Here is a 19212-nt window from a genome sequence, read left to right as displayed (position 1 = left end):
GCGCCGACCCGTGGGACTCAATCGCGGACCGCTCAGCGCCACCGCCGTGCTGGCACCGACCGGCCCCGGCCGGCGCCCCTGCCGGCCCCCGGTCCGAGCGCCGCGATGACCGGGTTGCCGCCCGGCGCGGCCGGGAACGAACTCCGCACTCCGGAAGCCTCGATCGTCCCGCCCTATTTCGGTACCGCGCACCTTGGCACGCCGCGCGGCATCATGCACGGCGCGACGGTCGCCTCCACCACCGTCGGCCCGGTCCTGTGCCACCGGGTCACGACCTGGCCGACTCGTACACGCTCGCGCTGATGACCTCCGCACCGCCTGGGCTGATCGGAGTACACGTCGCCCTGGTACGTCCGTCACGCCTCCCGGCGGCCGGTGACGATGCGGCGGGCCGCGGCGCCTCGCGGTGAAGGGCTCAGCAGGCTGTCAGAGGTACAGTTCGGCGATCGCCGTGATGATGCGGTCGCGTGCCGTCTCGGATCCGGTGAGTCCGATCAGGACGTAGTAGGCCAGGCCCTCAGCGTGCGCGACCAAGTCGACCGCGGCGCTGCCGGGATCGGTGGCGGCGCCGATCAGCCCCGCGTCCTGGTCCTTGGCCACGAGGTCGGCGACCTGCCGGTGGAAGCGGGTGTAGTCCGCCCGCATCCGCCGCGCGATGACCTCGTCGGTGAGGGCCAGGGCGGTGAAGGACTGGCGGACGCGCAAGTGCGCCCTGGTCTCGGCGTCGTGGGCGATGAGCTCGGTCAGCGCGGCGGTGAGCACCGCGCGCGGCTCGGCGCAGTCGAGGTCCTGGCCCACCAGGGACCTGATGCGGGCGCTGCTCAACTCGTTGCCGCGGTCGAAGGCGGCCTCGATGAGCTTCCGCTTGGTGGGGAAGTAATGCTGGACGCGTCCCGCCGACACTCCCGCCTGCGCCGCGACCTCGGTCAGCGACACGGCCGGCAGCCCGCGCTCGGCGACGACCGCGAGCACAGCGTCAGCGATCTCCCGCCGCCGCACCTCATGCTGGGCTCCCACCCCCCGAGTGCGCTGCCGCATCGACAACCCTCAACTTCTCAATGTGACCACATCGAATTGACCGCCGAGTGTATCGGACCTTACCGTGGCACCCGGTAAACCAATGTAGTCACACTGATTTAACCGGGGCGGAGGACGATGACGAGGACCGAAGCCGCCGACGCTCCCAGAACCGTCCCGCACTCGTCGCCGGGCCTCGTGCTCGTTCTGGCCTGCGTCGCCCAGTTCATGGTGGTGCTCGACGTCTCCGTGGTGAACGTCGCGCTGCCCTCGATCCAGACCTCCCTGGACTTCGCGGCCACCGACCTGCCCTGGGTCGCGGGCGCCTACACTCTCGCCTTCGCCGGATTCCTGCTGTTGGGCGGCCGCCTCGCCGACCTCTACGGAACAAGGCGCGTCCTCGTCGCCGGCCTCGTCCTGTTCTCCGTGCCCAGCCTGGCCGGCGGACTGGCGGCCGCTCCCGCCACGCTGATCGCGGCTCGCGCGGCGCAGGGACTCGGCGCCGCCCTCCTCGCCCCGGCGACCCTGACCCTCCTCACCACCACATTCCCCGAGGGACCCCGGCGCACCCGTGCGCTCGCCATCTGGACGGCGGTGAGCCTGGCCGGCGGCGCGACCGGCAACCTCATCGGCGGCGTCCTCACTCAGACGCTGTCCTGGCGCTGGATCCTGCTGATCAACGTGCCGATCGGCGCCGCCGCCATCGGCGCGGCGGTCCGCATCCCCGCCCGCCACCGTCGGGACGGCACCGCCGCCCGCCTCGACCTCCCCGGCGCCGCGTCGGTCACCGCCGGTCTGGCCCTGCTCGCCTACGGCATCATGCGAGCCGGACCGCGCGGCTGGGGCGATCCGTTGACGGCCGCCGCGCTCGCGGCCGCGGCCGTCCTGCTGGCCGGGTTCGTCCTCATCGAGACGCGCCTGACCCGTGATCCGCTGATCCCCCTGCGACTGTTCCGCCTGCGGACCGTCTCCGCCGGCAACGCGATCATGCTGCTGGCCGGCGCCTGCTTCCAGGTGCCGATGTGGTACTTCCTGACCCTCTACATGCAGGACGTCCTCCACTACACAGCGCTGCAGACCGGCCTCGGCTTCCTCCCGCACACACTGCTCACCATGGTGATCGGCCTGCGCATCACGCCGCGGCTCATGAAGCGCGCCGACGACCGGACCCTCGTCATCACCGGCGCCCTCGTCGCGGCGGCCGGTTTCCTCTGGCAGAGCCGCATCGGCCCTGGGAGCGACTACCTCTCCGGCGTGCTCGGCCCGGCAATCCCGATCTCCCTCGGCGGCGGCCTGCTGAACACTCCCCTGACCACCACCGTCACCTCGGGCGTCGCCGGACGAGACGCTGGTGCGGCCTCCGGGCTGATGAACACCGCCAAGCAGGTCGGCGGCGCTCTCGGCCTGGCCGCCCTCACCGCCGCCGTCGCGGGCCGCGCCACAACCCCGCCCGCGCTCGCCGGAGCCTACGGCGACGCCTTCCTGATCATGGCAGCGATGGCCGCCGCCATCGCAGCCGCCTCCCTCACCCTCCCCGCAAGAAGTGACGCAGCCGCGGCGACCGAGGAAGGTAACGGCTAACCGCCCTGGACCCCGCTCTTTCGACTGGACGCCGCCTGCGGCATCGGATTTACAGAGAGTGACCCCACGACGATGGGATCTGGTGACCTCATTCGGACGGGAGAAAGGTGATCTCCCAGATTCCTCCCGGCTGAACGCACTGGCCCTCCTGTGAGGCCGTGGAACGCCCGTGCTGCAGGGGTGGGCGCCAACAGCGGCATCCCCTGGCTCCAGGCTCCGAGATAAGACATATGCACGCGCAACGGGAGGCAATACACGAACACACCGTCAGGCGTCACCCCTCCCCGCGGCAAGAGCGGCGCCAACACCCTGGCGGCGCTGAAGTCCATCCGCGCCGCACGCCCTGACGGCGCGCCCGTCTACGTCATCCCGGACAACCTGTCGGCGAACAAGACCCCGCAAATCAGAGCCTGGGCGGCCCGCAACAACGTTGAGCTGTGCCTCACCCCGACCTATGCCTCGTGGGCCAACCCGATCGAGGCGCAGTTCGGGCCGCTGCGCACCTTCGTGATGGCGGGCTCCAACCATCCCGACCACACCGTGCTCGCTTGGGAGGTCCAGGCCTACCTGCGCTGGCGCGACGCCAACGCCCGCCACCCCGACGTGCTGGCCGCCCAACGCCGCGAACGCGCCCGTGTCCGCAGCGAACGCAGGCAGCGCTGGGGACGACCCCGCCCCAAAGCAGCATGACCAGACCCGGCGAACGTTCGTGGTCACCGCACTAGATGCCAAGTCCCAGTGCGACATCGTCGACGGCTGGTTCCGCGCCATGACGATTCCGGCCCACGGTGAGGGCCGTCCCCTGGAAGAACTGATGGCCGAGTTCGCCGCCGTCAACGACACCAGGGCCGAGACCGTTGACCTGGTCTCGGCCCTGCTGCCCGGGGAGGCCCACGACCTGCACGAAGCAGAACGTGCCCAGAGCGGGGGCAGCCGACGCAATGGCGCATCGCGGCATCCCGTCGAGGCACGGACGATCATGCGTGACGGGCGGGGGCGCGTTGGGGGGGAGGGGCGGGGGGGGAGTTAAAGGTCAGCGCCCCTATGACGGCCGTGACAGGCCCGTCATGACGCCGCGTGACGCGGGCGCGTGACACGCGCTTGACAAGATCATCCGAGCGCGGCGCGCTGCCCACGGGCAGCCGCCGCACGCGCGCTATGCCGCCCCGGTTCGGGCAGCCGCAAACGCGCGAACGTCACGCACCTGGAGAAGAAGCGCCGCGCAGCCGGTGATCCTCCACCGGCATCGGGGCTGAACCCCAGCGGTCGCAGCAGCACGCACAACCCGTCCTGTGCCTGCTGCTGCGGCCGCTGCCCCATCATTCACGGCTGCTCCGATGCGCCACCCTCGCCGGCGCCGGGCAACGCCGACAGCAGCCATGCCGGTGGGCCGTCGTAGGCGGCCACCGTGGCTGGTTCGCCATATCTACGGTGGGAGCTCTTGTCGGCGGCCTCCCCACCGTGCCGGAACTGGTCGACGTGCTTGCGGAGGACGGGGTGCCGATCTGCGCGTTCATCTCGTTCAGAAATAGACCCAGCCTTGGTAGGCGTTGCTTGTGCTGCAGGACGCCATCCAGGTGCCGCCGCCCCCGGTCGCTCCTTGCATGCACTTGCCGGTGCCGACGTTCTGCAGCAAGGCGCCCGACAGGCGGTACCACATCTGGTTGTAGGCGCCGGTACACGCCAGCAACAAGGAACTCCCGTTCTTATCGGTCAGGCAGCGCCCGCTCGTGGTGTTGACGATGCGTGCGCCAAAGTCATCCTGGACAGCTTGCCAGTAGCGGCGGCCGGTCGCGCAGCTACCGGTCCAGGCGCCGGACAGGTCGGGGGTATCGATCAGGCAGCGACCAGAGCCGTTGTTGTAGAGACGGTCCCCCGCGGTGGCCGCGACGTCCTCGGTCGCGGTGCCCGTGTGCGCTTCGGCCGCGAGGGGCGCCGTGCCGAGCGCCAACCCGGCCGCGGCAACGATCGGCGCGACACGCCGCGCAATCTTTGTGCTCATGGCTGTTCGCCCTTTCCCATTGTCGTGACTCCGCTGCCGTTTAGACAGCGACCGCCAGCCAAACATTCAGTCGCTTCAGATCGGCTTCAGATCGGCTTCAGATCGCTTTGTGCTACCGGTCAACCGTGTCGCGCGAGATCAGCGAGAACGGCGTCGGCGGTGGGGCCGGTGTCGGCGGTGAAACGGACGCAGGTCATTCACCGAGCTTGACGCCACCGTCACCGGCGGAGATGTCGGTGCCTTCCTCGGCCGTCACCTCCACCACCGCGAGCGGTCGGGCGAGCGTCAGGCGTGCACGAGTTCGCGATCGTCGTCCAGCGGGGACAGGTCCACGATCGTCCACGTCTTGTTGCCGCCGGACCGCGAAGCGGGTCTTCTTGCGCACGATCGTCGGCTCCGGGTCGGAGGCGGTGAACGGCTTTCGCCGGTAGCGTGGCGGTGCCTGAGCCAGTCGTGCAACAGGCCGCGGGCGCGCGGCCGGGGGCATCGGCTCGGCGTCGTCCTGGTCGGTCTCCAGTCCGTCGGCCTCGGCCTGGCTCGGCGCCTGGATGATCATCGCCCCGGCGGACCCGGATCGACTCGTGCTTGCCCCGCCGGATGATCTGCTGCAGCCGGCGCCCCTCGTCCTCGGTCAACCGCCGTGCTCTGACCGGCTCTGCCACCAGCCCGCCTCCCCTCTCGACAACGACCTGTCGTCATCGACGGTGGAGCCGATCAACCGCCCCTTCCCGGACCCCGTCCGGCGTGTCACGCGCTGGACGAACAGAGCGTGGTGGTGCCCGGCACCGAGGCGGCAGCGCTGATCGTCCCGAGCCTGGCCGGATCCCTGGCCACCGTCCTTGACCAGCGCAGACTCCTGGCCGGGCGGATCGAGGAACTCCTGGATGCCACCCTCTTTCGAAGGTCCTGACCTCGATGCCGGGAATCGGCGTCAGGACCGGCGCCCGGATCCTGATCGAGGTCGGGGCCGGCAGCACCTTCCCGACCGCAGGCCACCTCGCCGCCTACGCCGGACTTGTCCCTGCGACCCGCGGTTCAGGTTCCTCAATCCGCGGCGAACAGCCATCCAGACGAGGAAACAAGCCGCTCAAACGGGCCTTCTTCCTCTCCGTGTTCGCCGCCCTCGGCGACCCGGCATCGCGGGCCCACTACGACAAGAAGATCGCCCAAGGCAAGCACCACACCCAAGCAGTGCTCTGCTTCGCCCGACGCCGAGCCGATGTCCTCTTCGCCATGCTCCGGGACGGAATCTTCTACGAATCGCGACCGACCGCAGTGGCATGAGAGGGCTCACGAGTCGCGCTGAATGGTCGTTGAGAGGGGCGACTCGCAGTCGAAATCGAAGGTCTCTACGGCGGCGTCGGCAGGGAACTCTGGGTGGTCGCGCCAAATTCCGGCCAAGGCGACCAGCAGGTTCCACGAGGCGGCTGCATGCAACTCCGTCTCTCCTGCATGCTCAGCCGGAGAGTTTCGGTGGAAGATCACCGCCGCGATCTGTTTGTCTGCGGCCAGGCGCAGGGCTGCGGCCGTGCGGCGGGCTTCGCCTTGAAGCGGAGCCGATTCGGGGATGCGTGCCGACACAAAACCGACCAGCCGTGCCACCTGGTCCTCAGTGATCCGTTCCACTCATATCCCCTGCAGTTGACAACCCTATTCGCCTGGACGGCACCAACTATCGCACCGCGCCGACACCACCACGGGCGACCGGAGGCCCAAAGAGCTTGACCAAAGACATAGGGGCACCCCCGCCGGAACTCGGACCAGTGGCGATGGCAGCCGGTGATGGCGGTGCCGCCGGATGGGCGGTGGAGGTGGCCGCTTCCCAGGACTTGGCGAGGTAGCGGGACGGCTCGTTCTGCCAGGGTGACGGGCGGGTCGGCGTCCAGCAAAGACGTCCCGGTATGTGTGGGTGAACGCGAAGCGCAAGTCGATCCAGATGCACCCAGCCCGTGGACTCAGTGCAGTTCATCAAGCCTTGGCGCGTTCGGCGGGCATGCCAGGGCCGATCACGGCCTGGATCTCGGCCGGGTCGTCCACGCTGTCGCAATGGGCGCACACCGTCCACTGGGCGATCCCGGCGCCGCAGACCGACCGCAGGAGGCGTTCGAGGCCATCACCGATGTCCGCGGCCGTTGGTCCCAGGAGATCGAGGGCGTCACCAACGAGGTCGGCGGCGAGTTCGACTCCCACTTCAAGGACGTCCACCGCTGCCTGGGTCCGCGTCACCGAGTTCGTCCCAGGGCGCAAGGTCGCCTGGCGCGTCCTGGACAAATTCTTCGACTTCATCGAGAACCAGACCGAATGGAAGGACACCGAGGTCGTCTTCGAGATCTCCGAGAAGGACGGCGGCGCCGAGGTCCGCTTCACCCACGTCGGCCTCGTCCCGCAGTACGAGTGCTACGACGTGTGCTCCAACGCCTGGGCCGGCTACCTCAGCGGCAGCCTGCCCAGCCTCATCACCACCGGGAAGGGACAAGCCCAACCCGAAGGAGGACGGCGACGCCCCGGCCCACCAGGACACCGCCACCGCGCTGCGCACCAAGCCCTCCCCCCAGGCCGCCGACCCGGCCGGCACCGAATCGAACGGCGCCTGAGACAGCCGCGATCACAGGCAAGACCGTCCTCATCGCCGGCGCCAACCGAGGGATCGGCCAGGGGCGGCCGGCACGGCTGCCGGGCGGTCGCTGCCGCCCCTGCCCCTGGCCGCCGGATCCGTCCGAATCCCGCGGCGGGTGCACGCCACCGGCTGCTGCATGGTGTACAAGCAGGCCAGTGCGGCCTCGTCTGCCGTACTCGGCCGACCAGGACGATGTCACGGTGATCGAGTGTCTGGGTGAGCGCTTCGGGAATCTCCGAAGCGAACGTGGCTCCCGAAACCGGCTCCCGTAGCTCCCCGACTGCATGAGCGGATATCCATATCGCTTTCAGCCCGCATACGATCTATCAAGCGCTGGGCCCTCACTCCGGCCTCGGCGCTCAGGCGCTCCGGCTGCGCTGCGCAGGTGCACTGGGCGCCGCCGAGGCGATCGCCGCCGAACTCAGCCACGGGCGCACGACCGCACGTTGGACTAGGCCGAGGCCCCCCTCTCGTCGGCGAGCGGCTCAGTGTAGGCGAGGCGGGACAACCCGTCGATCGCCGAGTGCGGGGAGGTGTGGCCGGGCCAGCGAGCGATGATCCTGCCCTTCTTGCGGTTGGAGTCACCGTTCGGGTCGAGGAACCGTCGATGATTCAGCCCGAGGTGGACCAGGTGTCGTGACGGTACGGCGGTTGAGTCGGATGCCCTGGTCGGCCAGTTCGCGGGTAATCCGCCGTGTTGACCATTTCCTCTCGCGCCGCCAGACCCCGATCTGGGCGACTGCCTCTGCCGGTGTCGCGGTGGGGGTGTGACGCGGTGTGAAGGGTCGGTCGAGCGGGCCAATCTCGCCGTGACGCCGCCATCTGTTGCCCCGCTTGCTCGCGCAGGCACGGGAGATGCCCATCTCAGCTGCGACGTGGGCGATGGGTCTGGTGCGGCATCTCTCGATGAGCCGACGGCGCCCTTCGACGGTCAGCGGCGCATTCTTGTGCGTCACCGGGCCGCGCCGGGCGCGGACGCTCGGCATGTGATGTCGCGGTTGTCGATGGCCTGGTGAACCTCGTTGATGGCCGTGCGAATGGTGGCGCCGTAGGCATCGTCGGGCAGCGCGGAGGTGTGCTGCTGGGCGCTGTTGATGTGCTCGGCGGCTGCTCCGAAGGAGCCCAGGCGGCGGAGGTTGTCGGCGAGGTTGAGGTAGAGGCTCGGGTAGAAGCCGGCGACGTGGAGCGTTGCGTGGTGTTGCTGGGCGCGTTCCTCAGTGAGGGCGTCGGCGGCATCGAGGGCGCGGACGTCCCAGATGAGTGCCTCTGCGGCGTCTTCGTAGAGGTCGGCCAGGTAGTGAGCGAGCGTGCAGCGGTGGAACGGGTCGCCTGCGACTCCGATCTGTTGCCAGATGGCGAGCAGGTCGCGCCGGGCCGATTCGATGTCGCCCTCGCGTCCGAGGACCACGGCGTTGCCAATGGCTTCCATCGTCGGGTCGGGCGCGGCGGCAGTTGCGGTCATGAGAGCGGTTCAGTCCTTGTCATCTTCGGTGGCGGTCGCGGCTTTTGGGCCGTCGTTCAGGTCTTGGGGCCGTCGGTCACGGCGCAGGGTCTCGGCACGGCATGACGAGCGTTGTGAGGTCGCCGTCGTTGGCTGATCGAATCGTGGCCGGCTGGTCAGGCCCGCGGAGGTCGACCATCAAGTCGCTGCCGAGGGCGTGGCTCAACGCGGGATACAACGTGGTCAGCTCGAACCAGAGCGTCAGATCGGGACCAGTCGCCGTGCCGTCGAGGTCCACGGTGCTGCCGGGCAGCAGGACGGTCGGTCGGCCGCCTGCGACTCGCAGACCTACCTTCTCTGGTGCCTGTTGCTCCAGCGCCTTGAGGATCTGATGCTTGTCGACCGTGACGCGATGCGTCGCCGCGGGGAGTGACCCGATCAGAAACCGGTAGTCAGGGAAGACCTCAGTCAGCAGGCGGCAGTGCATCACGGCGCCGTCGACCATGCGGAAGCCCAGAGTCCGTTCGCCCGCTTCCAGCATCACCTGGGGGGTTCGTCGGAGCCGCGAGGTTGTGGCCTGGAGATCGTCTCCGGCGAGCGTCCCTGCCCAAGATGCGGCAGACGGTCGGCTCGGCACCAGCGTCCGCGTGGCGAGGCGGTAGCGATCGGTCGTGGTCAGCGAAATGGCGTCGGGGTCTGCTTCCACCCGCACACCACCCAGGACCGGGACCTCGGCGTCGCGAACGGTGGTGGCCAGGACCTGATCGACCGCCGTAGCGAGGACCGGACCCGGCAGCACGCAAAGGTTGAGGCAAGCGCCCTCGCCAAGGGACGCCTTGAGCGCCGCGGCTGTTCGTTGAACCCCGATGGCCTCCGCGGCGACCTTGGCCACCTGATCGTCGATCAGCCGCGCCGCGTCCTGGGCACTGACGGTGAAGAACCTGGCGATGTCGGGCAGCGGCATCCCGATCTCACGCAGCCGGCGCAGCTGCGAGGCCCGCCCGAGCTGCGACTCGCTGTAGAACCGGTACCCCGTCAGCGGGTCGACCTGCTCGGGACGGAGTACATCGGCATCGTCGTAGAACCGCAACGCGCTCGCTGTCAGTCCGGCGAGTTTGGCGAACGCGCCGATCGACATCAACTCCGGGTCAGTCACTCGAACATCGTCGGGCCTCAAGCAACTCGAAGGTCAACCGAGCCCGCCAGCCGTTAACAACGTCTCGTCCCGCAACAGCTAGCCGGCGTGACCGGAGCGCCGTGCTCCTAATCGCTTCTGCATCTCCCAGTAGGACACCCGGTCGGCCTCGCGGCGCATCGTCTCGAACACGGTCCCGGCACGCGGACTGAAGAAGTCGGCCAGGATCGGCTCAGTCAGCACCTGAAGCAGCAGCTTCACCGACTTGCCCCGCCACGCCTCGTACGAGGGGAACCCCCAGATGTCGTCGGGGCGCGCTCCGGCGTCGGAGCGGATCCACTCGCCTGCGGGCAGCTGCGACACCCGCGTCAGGTACTCCCACGACTGCCACGGCGCGTCCCGACTGGAGAGCACCCGGATCGAGCCCGCCGGAACACCCTGAATCAGGCCAGGGCCGCCGCCGCTCCGCTGCCCGCCGGTGTCACCATCCGCAGCGATGTTCCGCGTGATGCCGTCGCCACCACGCGCGGGGAAGCCATGGTCACCCGATCGGCCTGGGCCAGCAGCAAGAACCCGCGAGGGTCGGCGAGACTGCCTGCCAGCCAGCGAGCCGCAAAGATCACCCTCCGCATACTCGGCAACGGCAGGAAGGTCGACTTCCAGGTGCTTCCCGGTCAGGCCGGGGTCGCCCGCACCGTCCAAGGAGGCGCACTTTCCCCAGCACTGCCTCCCCCCGCGAAACTTTCCAAGAACAAGACGATGCAGAGCCAGGGAACTGTAGAGGGCGAGCGCTACTGCTCGGTCCCCCGCAACGACCCCGCCAAACAAGCCATGCAACCCAAACCGCGGCAAGTCGAGTGGGCGGTCAACATGGCTGTCACCAATAACCTCAATCAGCACATCTACCGGCCCGCCAACTGGAAGAACCTGGGGATGGCTGCTTACCATCCCCAGGACTCCGACATGTTTCCGCTGACGCCATTGGCGGGCGGAGGTCGCATTCCGATGCAGGTGATGCTCGGCGTCACCGCACAGGAATCTAACATGTGGCAGGCGTCCCGCGTGGTCGTTCCCGGCGTAACCGGCAATCCTTTGATCGGGAATTACTACGGAATCGCCTACACCTCTTCCGGGCAGCAAACCGACCCATGGGCCATCAACTGGAGCGACGCCGACTGCGGATATGGCATCACCCAGGTCACCGACGGGATGCGCGTCCACGGCAAAGAGAAGACCGGCGAGACGCCCAAGACCACCAAACAGCAAGAAGCGATTGCGCTGGACTACACAGCCAACATCGCCGCTGGCGTCAACATCCTGGTGGAAAAATGGAACCAGACCTACAACGCTGGCCTCAGAATCGGCAACGGCAAACCCCAACGCCTAGAGAATTGATACTTCGCTCTCTGGGCCTACAACTCAGGGTTCTACCCTCAAGCGGACGCTGCCGAGAACGGCGGCGTCTGGGGAGTAGGGTTCACCAACAACCCCGCCAACCCGCTGTGGAAGGCCAACCGCACCCCGTTCCTGTCCAACGCCGATGGAACCGGCGACGACTACTCACACGCGGCACACCCCCAGGATTGGCCCTACCAGGAGAAGGTGCTCGGCTGGGCCGCACGCCCCCTCCAGGCACTCGAGGCCCCCAACACCATGGTGGTGGGCTTTCGCCCGGCATGGTGGACCAACAACGCCGCCCGCATGACCGTCAAGGCACCCGAGGACCTGTTCTGCACCTCCGCCAACGAGTGCGACCCAGCAAAATCGGACCGAACGACTCCAATGACCCCGGCATGGGCGCATGCAACCGTACCGACCTCAAGTGCTGGTGGCATCAGCCGACCAGCTGGAAGAACTGCGATCAAAACCTGTGCGGAAACGAAATCTGGCGGTTCGACCCACCCGCCAACTACCCCGAGCAGGCTGACGGCACCGCCTACCCGCCAAACTGCACCACCGCCGGCCTACCTTCGAACGCGCTCATCATCGATGACGTCCCAGACAGCACGCCGATCCATCGGCCGGGTTGCTCGGTTCCCAAAACAACTAGCGGAAGCTTCAACTTCACCTTCGGATCCGACTCATCGAGGATCGACCTCCACCAGCTCGGCGCGGGCTATAGCGGTCACTTCTGGTTCGCGCACACGCGCATGGAAGACGCGGAGGGCAACCGGCTGAAGGTCACCGGTGAATGGAAGCTCGGTCAGCAGATCAACGGGCAGGCGAAGGTATTCGTCCACATCCCGGACCATGGCGCGCAGACCGGACTGGCAACCTATGAGGTCGTCAAGAAGAGTGGGGTGTCTCGCACTTCCATCTCCCAAAAAGGTTCTGCGAATCGGTGGGTTGAGCTAGGCACCTGGATCTTCGATGACGAGGCGCCGACAGTCCGCCTCACCAACCACACGTCCGACGGCACCGGCGACGAGGACATCGCCTATGACGCTGTCGCGTTCGCGCCGGGTAACTATGTGTCCATGCCCCGGGTCAGCGCGCCCGACGGCGTACCCAACTCACCCGACCCCGACTGGAACACCCCAACACCACTCCCAACGACACTGAGCGCACGGAGCAGCGCGAACTCTCACACCTGCAAGAAGCAGACGGATAACCAGGAGGTCTGCTTGACGGTGAGGCCACGGGCAACGGCCCGAACGTCCTCCCTGAAAGCGGCTGCCGGGCCCGAGTCCATCTGTAACGCCGTGAACGGCGGCGGATATGACAGGTTCATGTCGTGCCAGCCCTTCGAGATCACGGCCCGATGGACATCTACCGGGCACGCGGCAGTGAGCCTTTTTCAGCGTGATGCGGTCTCGCGGAGTTGCAGGGCGTGGACGGCTTTGGCGAGGCGGCCGGCACGGTGGGGGCAGCAGCGCAGCTTCCGCAGGATGCGCCAGGACTTGAGCTGGGCATTCGCGCGTTCGCCGGGTCCACGGAGCCTGGCATGTGCACGGTTGGCGTCCCTTTGCGGCTCGGGCTTGTCGCGTCCCTTGTAGGGCGTGAGGATGTGTGCGCCAGCCCCCTGGTACGCCTTGTCGGCCAGCACCAGCAGGCCGGTGGCGGCCAGTGCCCGGATGACGCCCCAGATCCGGGCCGCGGTCAGGTCGTGGACCGAGCCGCGCAGCGGTCCCGACACCCACAGCAGTGTCCCGTCCGGTGCGGCGATGACCTGGAGGTTCATGCCGTGGCGGCGATGCTTTCCCGAGTAGTAGGGCCGGTCGGCGGCGACCCGGTCGATCGAGACCAGGGTGCCGTCCAGCACCAGGTAGGGCAGCCCGGCTTTGACCGCTCTGGTCAGCGCGGCACCCAGCTTGGGTGCGCGGGCGGCGAGCAGGTCGACGGCCTCGTTGACATAGCGCCACGCGGTGGTGGTCGATACTCCGAATCCAGCGCCCAGCTCGGCGTAGGTCTCGCCCTTGCGCAGGTAGACCAATGTCATCAAGGCCTGCATGCCTGGAGGTAGGCGCCGGCCTTTGCTGCCGAGGGCCTGGCGGTGGCGGCGGACGACACCGGTGGCGTAGGCCAGGGTCCGGCGCGACAACGGCAGCGAAGCACGGTACAAAAGCATGCGAGGCCTCTAGTGGGAACGGGACGTTGTGAGAGACCAACCGTCCTACCAGCGGCTTCTTGACGTCCGGCACCGTCCATGCCGTCCGCGATCATGATGTGATCAGCGCACACGAATCTGCCGCTGAAAAAGGCTCAGTGTTCGACGTCCTCCGGACGATCGAACTGAAATCCTCAAGCGGCGAGTTCATCGAGAAGAACCTGATCCAGCCAGTCGCTATTTCGGCCGGACTGACCGCCATCACACTGGTACTCGATGGTGACTGCACAGGAGAATGCTCCACCGTCCGGCAAATCCAAGGGTCCACCGTATGGCCGCTGCCTACCAGCCAGACTCCTGTGACGATCACGGACACCCACACCTGGCAGCGCAGCAGCACCAGCAATGTTCGAGATGACATAGTGCTCGACCAGTCATTCAGCCTGAAGGCGATGATCAACGGGCAGATGACGACCACCACCAAGTCCAATCTCGGGCGCCCTGAACTCAAGGTCCGATGTGACAGTGAGGTGCTCGGCTATCCTGGCTGCGTCTTCAGCGGATACATCGCCAACCTGACGGTCGACACGGCCGAATATCCTGTGGCTGCCAGCATGTACTGGATCCTCCAGGAGAAGCTCAAAAATCACCCAGGCAGCATCAAGTACGGCTCGCCGGTACACCGGCTCGCCGACACCACCAAGCATAAGAGTAACCGCGACGTCATGTGCGACTTGAGAATCGCAGCATTCGACCCGTACCCAGGACGCGGAACCCCAGGCTTCCCGTTGCCCGAGATGCCGGAACCATCATGCGATGAATATCCGTTCGCCGCAGTCCGGGAGAGCGGGGGCATGACCCTTACTTCGGGATCCCAATGCGTACAACTCTACGCACACAAGGTGAGCGGTCGCTGGACCATAGATTTCGACCCGCGTTACAGCCTTCCGAAGGTCGTGAATGGCCTGTGGGACAACATCTGCGGACGAGGAACCATCCCCCTGGACCAGAACCGCGCCGCAGGCGGCGGAGTTGGCGGCATCGTGTCGAAGTACCGGGTCCTCGACAACGAGCCGTATTATGTACGGCTACCCGAGGTCGAGAGTTGCGGAGCGGACACTACCTGCAACGTCGACTGACACCGTAAGACAATGCTTCCGTAAGGACCGGCCGCCGGGCGCCATGCCCGCATTCGCGAGAGCAGGGCGCCCGGCGGCCGCCACCGGGGCACCAGCCCGCGCGGAATTGATCGTCATGAGAGGAGTGGACGAGTTATCATGTCAGCGCTCCGCGAAGCGTGGCTCAGGCTGGAGTCCTGGCTATCGGAGAACACCCCCGCCGATTTCGCCGCACTCCGGCCCCCCGCCGGGGCTGGCCCAATCTCCGCCTTGGAGCGACGGCTCGGTTTCCCGTTGCATCCCGACCTCACAGAATTGCTTAGGCTCCGAGACGGGGTCAGGCAGGAAACTCTTGCCGGCGCATTCTTCCTGAACGCTCGGCTTAACAACACAGAAAGGATCGAGGCGGAGCATCACAACCATCTCACCTTGGTCAGTCGGATGGCCGACATGTACGACCACGACTACTTCGAGCACGCTGTCCGGTCATCCGGAATAAGAAACTGGGTTCCCATTGCACTTTTCAACAGTGGCACTATCATCTACGTGAACCATCGCTTCGGAGAGGAATGGGGCACCGTCGGGCAATTCTCCCCGGATATGGGGTTCGACATCACCCAGCTGGCGCCGAGCCTTGGTGAGCTCATTTCCGGGATGACTCTGGCACTGGAGACGCTTACTCCATTTAAAGGGAAAATTCCCCACCTCCATGAAACGAGCATGGATGGCCGCCTTCTCGAGTGGATTTGAGCGAGGCGCATGTTTTTCAAATATCATGTCCGCGCAAACCAGCCGCATGTTCTATTGATTTACCTTTTCACCCCCCGCACCCTTCTTCGGATCCTCAGTTAAGTGAGGAAAATTCAACCTGAGTCCGCAGGTCACGGGCTGGTTGCGTCCAGCGCGGCGTGAGCGACAACAAGAGAGCTCCTGGTAGATCGAGATTTGCGACGATCTTGACCACCAGGAGCTCCGATGCTGTTCTATCGCGCTGCCCTCGATCTGTCTCGCTCGGCCCGCAGGTTCGTGGCCGATCTGATCCGCAGGCATCGGCACCGGGTCGGGTCGCGGTGGCGGCGGTTGCCGCCAGACCGCCAAGCGCTGCTGGTCCTGGTGCACCTGCGCCGCAACGAGACCTTCGCCGCCCTGGCGGCGGCGTTCGGCGTTGGGGCCGCGACCGCGCACCGCTACGTCACCGAGGTGATCGAACTGCTCGCCGACCTGGCTCCCGACCTGCGGCAGGCCATGCGGATCGCCCAGCGCAAGGCCTACGTCATCCTGGACGGCACGCTGGTGGCCACCGACCGACTGTCGGGCGCCGACGACCGGCTCCACTACTCGGGAAAACACCGCCGACATGGCATGAACGTCCAGTTCCCCACCGACCCGCACGGCGAACTGATCTGGGCGTCGCCGACCCTACCGGGGGCCACACACGATCTGACCGCCGCCCGCCAGCACTGCATCATCGACGCGCTGACAGACCGGGCGATCGCCTGCTACGCCGACAAGGGGTACGTCAGCGCCGGCGGCGCGGTCGCCACCCCCTACAAACGCAAGAAACACCGCAAGCTGGACCAACGCAAGAAGCTGTTCAACCAGCACCACGCCAAGGTCCCCGCTCTGGGCGAGCGAGGCGCCGCCGCGCTCAAGGGATGGCACATCTTGCGGAAGGCCCGCTGCTCAACCAGCCCCCTATCCACCATCGTGCAGGCCATCCTCACCCTCCATCACCAGGACAGATGAGGATGGGATCAGCTCATTGATTGATCACAACATTGGTCTCCTCTACGCTGTACCGCTCTCCGCGAGAAGGAGCGGGAGCGTAGGCAAAGGCCGCTGGTATCCAGCGCTGCTTCTCGTCGGTCAAGCCGGAGCGGGAAGGCGGTGAGGACAGCGTTAGTCCGATGGCTGGCCGGTTCCGCCAGCGGACATCGCCCCCATCGCACGAGACGACGGTGCTGGCGGGGTGCACGGTAGTGGTGACGGCCTCGGGTTTTGGCGAGGCAGCGGACGCTCGTTCGAGCACGGTGACCGGCGGGTCTGCACCCGGCAGGACGTCCCGGCATGCGCGGATGCCCGCGAAGCCGGAGTAGGTGAAGGCCGTGCCGTACCAGCGGGCCTTCCTTCGGACGGTCAGACGGTTCGACGTAGCAGCAGCGACGCCTCCAGACAAGCAGCAAGTACTCAACCCGACTTCGACCATTCAGAGTGACTGGTAGCACGGTTTCTTGTGGCACCGTTCGCGGCGGGAAGGATGATCTCCCAAATTCCTCCCACCGGGCACCCGTGGCCGCCCCTGGAGTCCAAGAGACCGTCCCGCGGGAGCGAGATCGCGCGCTGCCGGCTCGAAACCCGTGACCTCTTCGGAGCTGCGACAACGCCAAAGAGGCCTGCTCTTCATCCGAGCAAGCCTCTGAGCTGGGGAAACGTGGGCGATACTGGGTTCGAACCGTGGCCGCGGCCGGGACGGTGGCGATCGTCCCAGCCGCGGCCACGGGGCGCCGACGCCAGCCAGGTGTTCGTCAGGGTTCTTGCGGGAGGCCGTGGAGCGGGAGTTCAGAGGTGCTCGGTGAACCAGACCGCTGCCACCTTCGCCGTCTCGCGGCGCACCTCGACGTTCTCGTAGAGGGTCAGGTGCGTGGAGCGAGGGACCACGTGGAACTTCTTGCGCGGGCCGGGGATCGCGTCGAACGCCTCGGCTGCGAGGTCCCAGTGCGTGTGGTCGTCGCCCTCGGCGACGCACATGAGGGTGGGTGTGGCGACGAGGCGCGTCAGGAACGGGCGGACGCTGTAGGCGAGCAGCATCTCTGTCGACTGGGCCGTCGCATTGCCCACATAGCCGGGCGCCTCCGTCCCCTTGATCCGGGCGAAGGTGTCGCGGCTCGCGGGGAAGGGGAACGTCCCGACGGCTCCGAGTTCGACCGGCTGGTGGTCGATGTACGTGTGCTCGCCCGTCACGAACAGCCGGGTGCGCGCCTCCTCCAGGGCGCTTCGCAGGGCGCGGAAGCTCACCGTGCCGTGCGAGAGGCGAAGGTTGTCCCATCCGTCGATGACGGGGACGACCGAACAGACGGCACGGACGCGCGGGTCGACGGCGCCGAGGATGAGGACGTGCCCGCCGCTGTAGGAGATGCCCCAGGCGCCGATCCGGGTGCCGTCGATGTCGTCGAGCGCCTGTAGGTAGGAGATCGCGTTCCGATAGTCCTCGATCTGCCGCCAGGGGTCGATGTGGCGTCGCGGCTCCCCCGTACTCTCGCCGAAGTGGCGGTAGTCGATGACGAGCGCGGCGAGGCCGGCCTGCGCGAAGACCTCCGCGAACAACGGCTGGGCCACTTCCTTGACGTAGCACCACCCTCCGGCGAGCACGACGGCGGGATGCGGGCCGGGCCCCTCCGGCAGGTAGAGCGATCCGCTCAGCTGGTCGCCATCGCTGGGCACGGTCACAGCGCGTGGTTCTGCCATTCCGGCTCCCTGGTCGTTTCGTGGGTCCCAACATCTAGCCTTATGCGGTCAGATGCACGGATGATGAACATAGCGCAGACGCGCTACCGAGTCATGGGGCCGCCTGCCTCCGAGCGCACATCGACGGAGGCAGAACCCCCTTCTATGCACAGGAGGCGCCATGCCCGCCCTCTTGACACCTTCCCCAGAGTGCTCATAATACGTACCTATGTTCGCCAACCGTGCATTCGAGGAGACGAGATGAACCGTGGTCCGGTCCGGATAGGCCTGTGCGGCCTCGGCAGCATCGGCAGTGCGGCCGCCCGTCTACTGCTGGAGCACCGGACGGGGTTCGACATCGTCGGTGCGGCGACCAAGGAACCCGACGCGGTGGGCCGTCCCCTGCACGAGGCGGTGGGCTCGGCCGTTCCGGGCGGGCCCACCGTCACCGGTGACCTAGAGGACGTGCTGGCGGCCGATCCACAGGTCATCGTCTACGCGACTGGTTCGTTCCTGCGCGACACCGAGGACGACATCGTGGACTGCGCCCAAGCCGGTGTGGACGTCGTCTCGCCCTGCGAGGAACTGGCCTTCCCGTTCACCCGGCACGCCCCCGCGGCCGCGCGGATCGATGCGGCCGCACGTGCGGGCGGTGCGACGGTCCTCGGTACCGGGGTCAACCCCGGCTTCCTCTTCGACTCGCTCCTGGTCGCCGCGACGGGCGTGTCGTGGGACGTCCGGACGATCCGCGGGCAGCGCGCCGTGGACGTGTCCGGCTTCGGGGAGAACATCCACCGCCGCCTCGGGATCGGATACACCCCCGAGGAGTTCGAGAAGGGCCACGAGGCAGGCACCATCGCCGGGCACGTCGGGTTCCCCGAGTCGATCGAGCTCGTCTGCGAGCGACTCGGGCTGCTGCTCGACGGCCCGGTCACCGAGCGGTTCGAACCGTTCGTCGCCGAGACTCCGGCCCCGACCCGGTACGGCGAGGTGCCCGCCGGCCGCACCGAGGGCTTCCTGCAACGGGCCACCGGGTACGTCGGCGGGGATCTCTTCGTCCAGATGGATCTGGTCCTGCACCTGCGTCCCGAGAGCGCCGGGTTCAAGACCGTCGACTCGCTCGCCATCGAGGGCCGGCATCCGGTCAACCTCACGCTGTCGCCCGGAATGGACGCGATCCCGGCGACGTCGGCGCAGCTGGTGAACAGCATCCCGGGGGTCCTCGAGGCGGCTCCCGGTCTCAGAACCGTGAAGGACCTACCCGCCGCCGGCGCCTGGCACGACCTGCAGACCCATCCGTTCCGGTGAAG

18 protein-coding genes and 3 pseudogenes are annotated in these 19212 nt (G+C 67.2%); 9 read left to right on the top strand and 12 right to left on the bottom strand.

Going from position 1 to position 19212, the window contains the following annotated elements; translation table 11 throughout:
* Positions 1-426: 426 nt before the first annotated feature.
* Positions 427-1017 carry a TetR/AcrR family transcriptional regulator gene (locus FKD65_RS40780; protein ID WP_141585029.1) on the bottom strand — a complete coding sequence of 197 codons (591 nt, stop codon included), beginning with the start codon at positions 1015-1017 and terminating at the stop codon, positions 427-429.
* A gap of 138 nt (positions 1018-1155) precedes the next feature.
* On the opposite strand from FKD65_RS40780, the gene FKD65_RS40775 reads away from it, so the two are divergent.
* The 3 genes and pseudogenes from FKD65_RS40775 to FKD65_RS40765 all read left to right on the top strand — a co-directional run bounded on the left by FKD65_RS40775 (position 1156) and on the right by FKD65_RS40765 (position 3628).
* Entirely contained in the window at positions 1156-2598 is a 1443-nt protein-coding gene (locus FKD65_RS40775) for an MFS transporter (protein ID WP_141585027.1), read from the top strand.
* Between the two features lie 255 nt (positions 2599-2853).
* Positions 2854-3288 (top strand): annotated as a pseudogene (locus tag FKD65_RS46750) (transposase); the annotation flags it as partial.
* A gap of 19 nt (positions 3289-3307) precedes the next feature.
* Positions 3308-3628, top strand: a complete 321-nt coding sequence (locus tag FKD65_RS40765) for a hypothetical protein (RefSeq protein WP_141585025.1) — start codon at positions 3308-3310, stop codon at positions 3626-3628.
* A 492-nt stretch (positions 3629-4120) separates the two neighbouring features.
* On the opposite strand, the gene FKD65_RS40760 is transcribed toward FKD65_RS40765, so the two are convergent.
* On the bottom strand, positions 4121-4600 hold the full coding sequence (locus tag FKD65_RS40760) for a ricin-type beta-trefoil lectin domain protein (RefSeq protein WP_168221350.1): 480 nt from the start codon (positions 4598-4600) through the stop codon (positions 4121-4123).
* A gap of 193 nt (positions 4601-4793) precedes the next feature.
* Positions 4794-5156 (bottom strand): hypothetical protein, encoded by a 363-nt coding sequence (locus FKD65_RS44655; protein WP_168221349.1) that lies wholly within the window; start codon positions 5154-5156, stop codon positions 4794-4796.
* A 195-nt stretch (positions 5157-5351) separates the two neighbouring features.
* Here FKD65_RS44655 and FKD65_RS40750 point away from each other — a divergent pair.
* Positions 5352-5884: pseudogene (locus FKD65_RS40750) on the top strand (transposase); the annotation flags it as partial.
* 6 nt (positions 5885-5890) lie between these two features.
* Here the strand turns inward: FKD65_RS40750 and FKD65_RS40745 are convergent.
* The 6 genes and pseudogenes from FKD65_RS40745 to FKD65_RS40715 form a co-directional block, all read right to left on the bottom strand.
* Entirely contained in the window at positions 5891-6226 is a 336-nt protein-coding gene (locus FKD65_RS40745) for a hypothetical protein (protein WP_141585021.1), read from the bottom strand.
* A gap of 342 nt (positions 6227-6568) precedes the next feature.
* Positions 6569-6826 carry a hypothetical protein gene (locus FKD65_RS44650; protein WP_168221348.1) on the bottom strand — a complete coding sequence of 86 codons (258 nt, stop codon included), beginning with the start codon at positions 6824-6826 and terminating at the stop codon, positions 6569-6571.
* 845 nt (positions 6827-7671) lie between these two features.
* A pseudogene (locus tag FKD65_RS40730) lies at positions 7672-8173 on the bottom strand (leucine zipper domain-containing protein); the annotation flags it as partial.
* Positions 8170-8679: a hypothetical protein gene (locus FKD65_RS40725; RefSeq protein WP_141585017.1), complete on the bottom strand. Its 510-nt coding sequence runs from the start codon at positions 8677-8679 to the stop codon at positions 8170-8172. The gene FKD65_RS40725 and the pseudogene FKD65_RS40730, both read right to left, overlap by 4 nt.
* A gap of 76 nt (positions 8680-8755) precedes the next feature.
* Complete coding sequence (locus FKD65_RS40720) at positions 8756-9814, bottom strand: MerR family transcriptional regulator (RefSeq protein ID WP_141585015.1); 1059 nt, start codon at positions 9812-9814, stop codon at positions 8756-8758.
* A 78-nt stretch (positions 9815-9892) separates the two neighbouring features.
* Entirely contained in the window at positions 9893-10207 is a 315-nt protein-coding gene (locus tag FKD65_RS40715) for a hypothetical protein (RefSeq protein WP_141585013.1), read from the bottom strand.
* A gap of 123 nt (positions 10208-10330) precedes the next feature.
* On the opposite strand from FKD65_RS40715, the gene FKD65_RS40710 reads away from it, so the two are divergent.
* The gene (locus FKD65_RS40710) at positions 10331-11188 is read left to right on the top strand and encodes a hypothetical protein (RefSeq protein WP_141585011.1); all 858 of its coding nucleotides are present in this window, start codon (positions 10331-10333) and stop codon (positions 11186-11188) included.
* 686 nt (positions 11189-11874) lie between these two features.
* Here FKD65_RS40710 and FKD65_RS44645 read toward each other — a convergent pair.
* Complete coding sequence (locus tag FKD65_RS44645) at positions 11875-12033, bottom strand: hypothetical protein (RefSeq protein WP_168221346.1); 159 nt, start codon at positions 12031-12033, stop codon at positions 11875-11877.
* 557 nt (positions 12034-12590) lie between these two features.
* Positions 12591-13361, bottom strand: a complete 771-nt coding sequence (locus FKD65_RS40705) for a transposase family protein (protein WP_141585008.1) — start codon at positions 13359-13361, stop codon at positions 12591-12593.
* A 59-nt stretch (positions 13362-13420) separates the two neighbouring features.
* Between FKD65_RS40705 and FKD65_RS40700 the strand changes: the two genes are divergently transcribed.
* The 3 genes from FKD65_RS40700 (at position 13421) to FKD65_RS40690 (ending at position 16204) form a co-directional block, all read left to right on the top strand.
* Entirely contained in the window at positions 13421-14479 is a 1059-nt protein-coding gene (locus tag FKD65_RS40700; protein ID WP_141585006.1) for a hypothetical protein, read from the top strand.
* 138 nt (positions 14480-14617) lie between these two features.
* Complete coding sequence (locus FKD65_RS40695; protein WP_141585004.1) at positions 14618-15208, top strand: SMI1/KNR4 family protein; 591 nt, start codon at positions 14618-14620, stop codon at positions 15206-15208.
* A 225-nt stretch (positions 15209-15433) separates the two neighbouring features.
* Positions 15434-16204, top strand: coding sequence for a transposase family protein (locus FKD65_RS40690; protein WP_141585002.1), 771 nt, complete (start codon positions 15434-15436; stop codon positions 16202-16204).
* A gap of 813 nt (positions 16205-17017) precedes the next feature.
* Here FKD65_RS40690 and FKD65_RS40685 read toward each other — a convergent pair.
* Positions 17018-17923: an alpha/beta hydrolase gene (locus FKD65_RS40685; protein ID WP_141585000.1), complete on the bottom strand. Its 906-nt coding sequence runs from the start codon at positions 17921-17923 to the stop codon at positions 17018-17020.
* Between the two features lie 240 nt (positions 17924-18163).
* On the opposite strand from FKD65_RS40685, the gene FKD65_RS40680 reads away from it, so the two are divergent.
* Positions 18164-19210: an NADP-binding protein gene (locus FKD65_RS40680; protein WP_141584997.1), complete on the top strand. Its 1047-nt coding sequence runs from the start codon at positions 18164-18166 to the stop codon at positions 19208-19210.
* The last annotated feature ends 2 nt before the right edge of the window (positions 19211-19212 follow it).

It is taken from the genome of Actinomadura sp. WMMA1423 (assembly GCF_006547145.1).
Lineage (GTDB): Bacteria > Actinomycetota > Actinomycetes > Streptosporangiales > Streptosporangiaceae > Spirillospora.
This window is presented reverse-complemented; position numbering and strand designations above follow the sequence as displayed.

Bases quoted from the DNA above. Each gene is read 5' to 3' on its own strand.
- FKD65_RS40775 (WP_141585027.1), top strand. From the start codon at position 1,156: ATGACGAGGACCGAAGCCGCCGACGCTCCCAGAACCGTCCCGCACTCG.
- FKD65_RS40760 (WP_168221350.1), bottom strand. From the start codon at position 4,600: ATGAGCACAAAGATTGCGCGGCGTGTCGCGCCGATCGTTGCCGCGGCC.
- FKD65_RS44655 (WP_168221349.1), bottom strand. From the start codon at position 5,156: ATGATCATCCAGGCGCCGAGCCAGGCCGAGGCCGACGGACTGGAGACC.
- FKD65_RS40725 (WP_141585017.1), bottom strand. From the start codon at position 8,679: ATGACCGCAACTGCCGCCGCGCCCGACCCGACGATGGAAGCCATTGGC.
- FKD65_RS40710 (WP_141585011.1), top strand. From the start codon at position 10,331: ATGGTCACCCGATCGGCCTGGGCCAGCAGCAAGAACCCGCGAGGGTCG.
- FKD65_RS40705 (WP_141585008.1), bottom strand. From the start codon at position 13,361: ATGCTTTTGTACCGTGCTTCGCTGCCGTTGTCGCGCCGGACCCTGGCC.
- FKD65_RS40695 (WP_141585004.1), top strand. From the start codon at position 14,618: ATGTCAGCGCTCCGCGAAGCGTGGCTCAGGCTGGAGTCCTGGCTATCG.
- FKD65_RS40690 (WP_141585002.1), top strand. From the start codon at position 15,434: ATGCTGTTCTATCGCGCTGCCCTCGATCTGTCTCGCTCGGCCCGCAGG.
- FKD65_RS40685 (WP_141585000.1), bottom strand. From the start codon at position 17,923: ATGGCAGAACCACGCGCTGTGACCGTGCCCAGCGATGGCGACCAGCTG.
- FKD65_RS40680 (WP_141584997.1), top strand. From the start codon at position 18,164: ATGAACCGTGGTCCGGTCCGGATAGGCCTGTGCGGCCTCGGCAGCATC.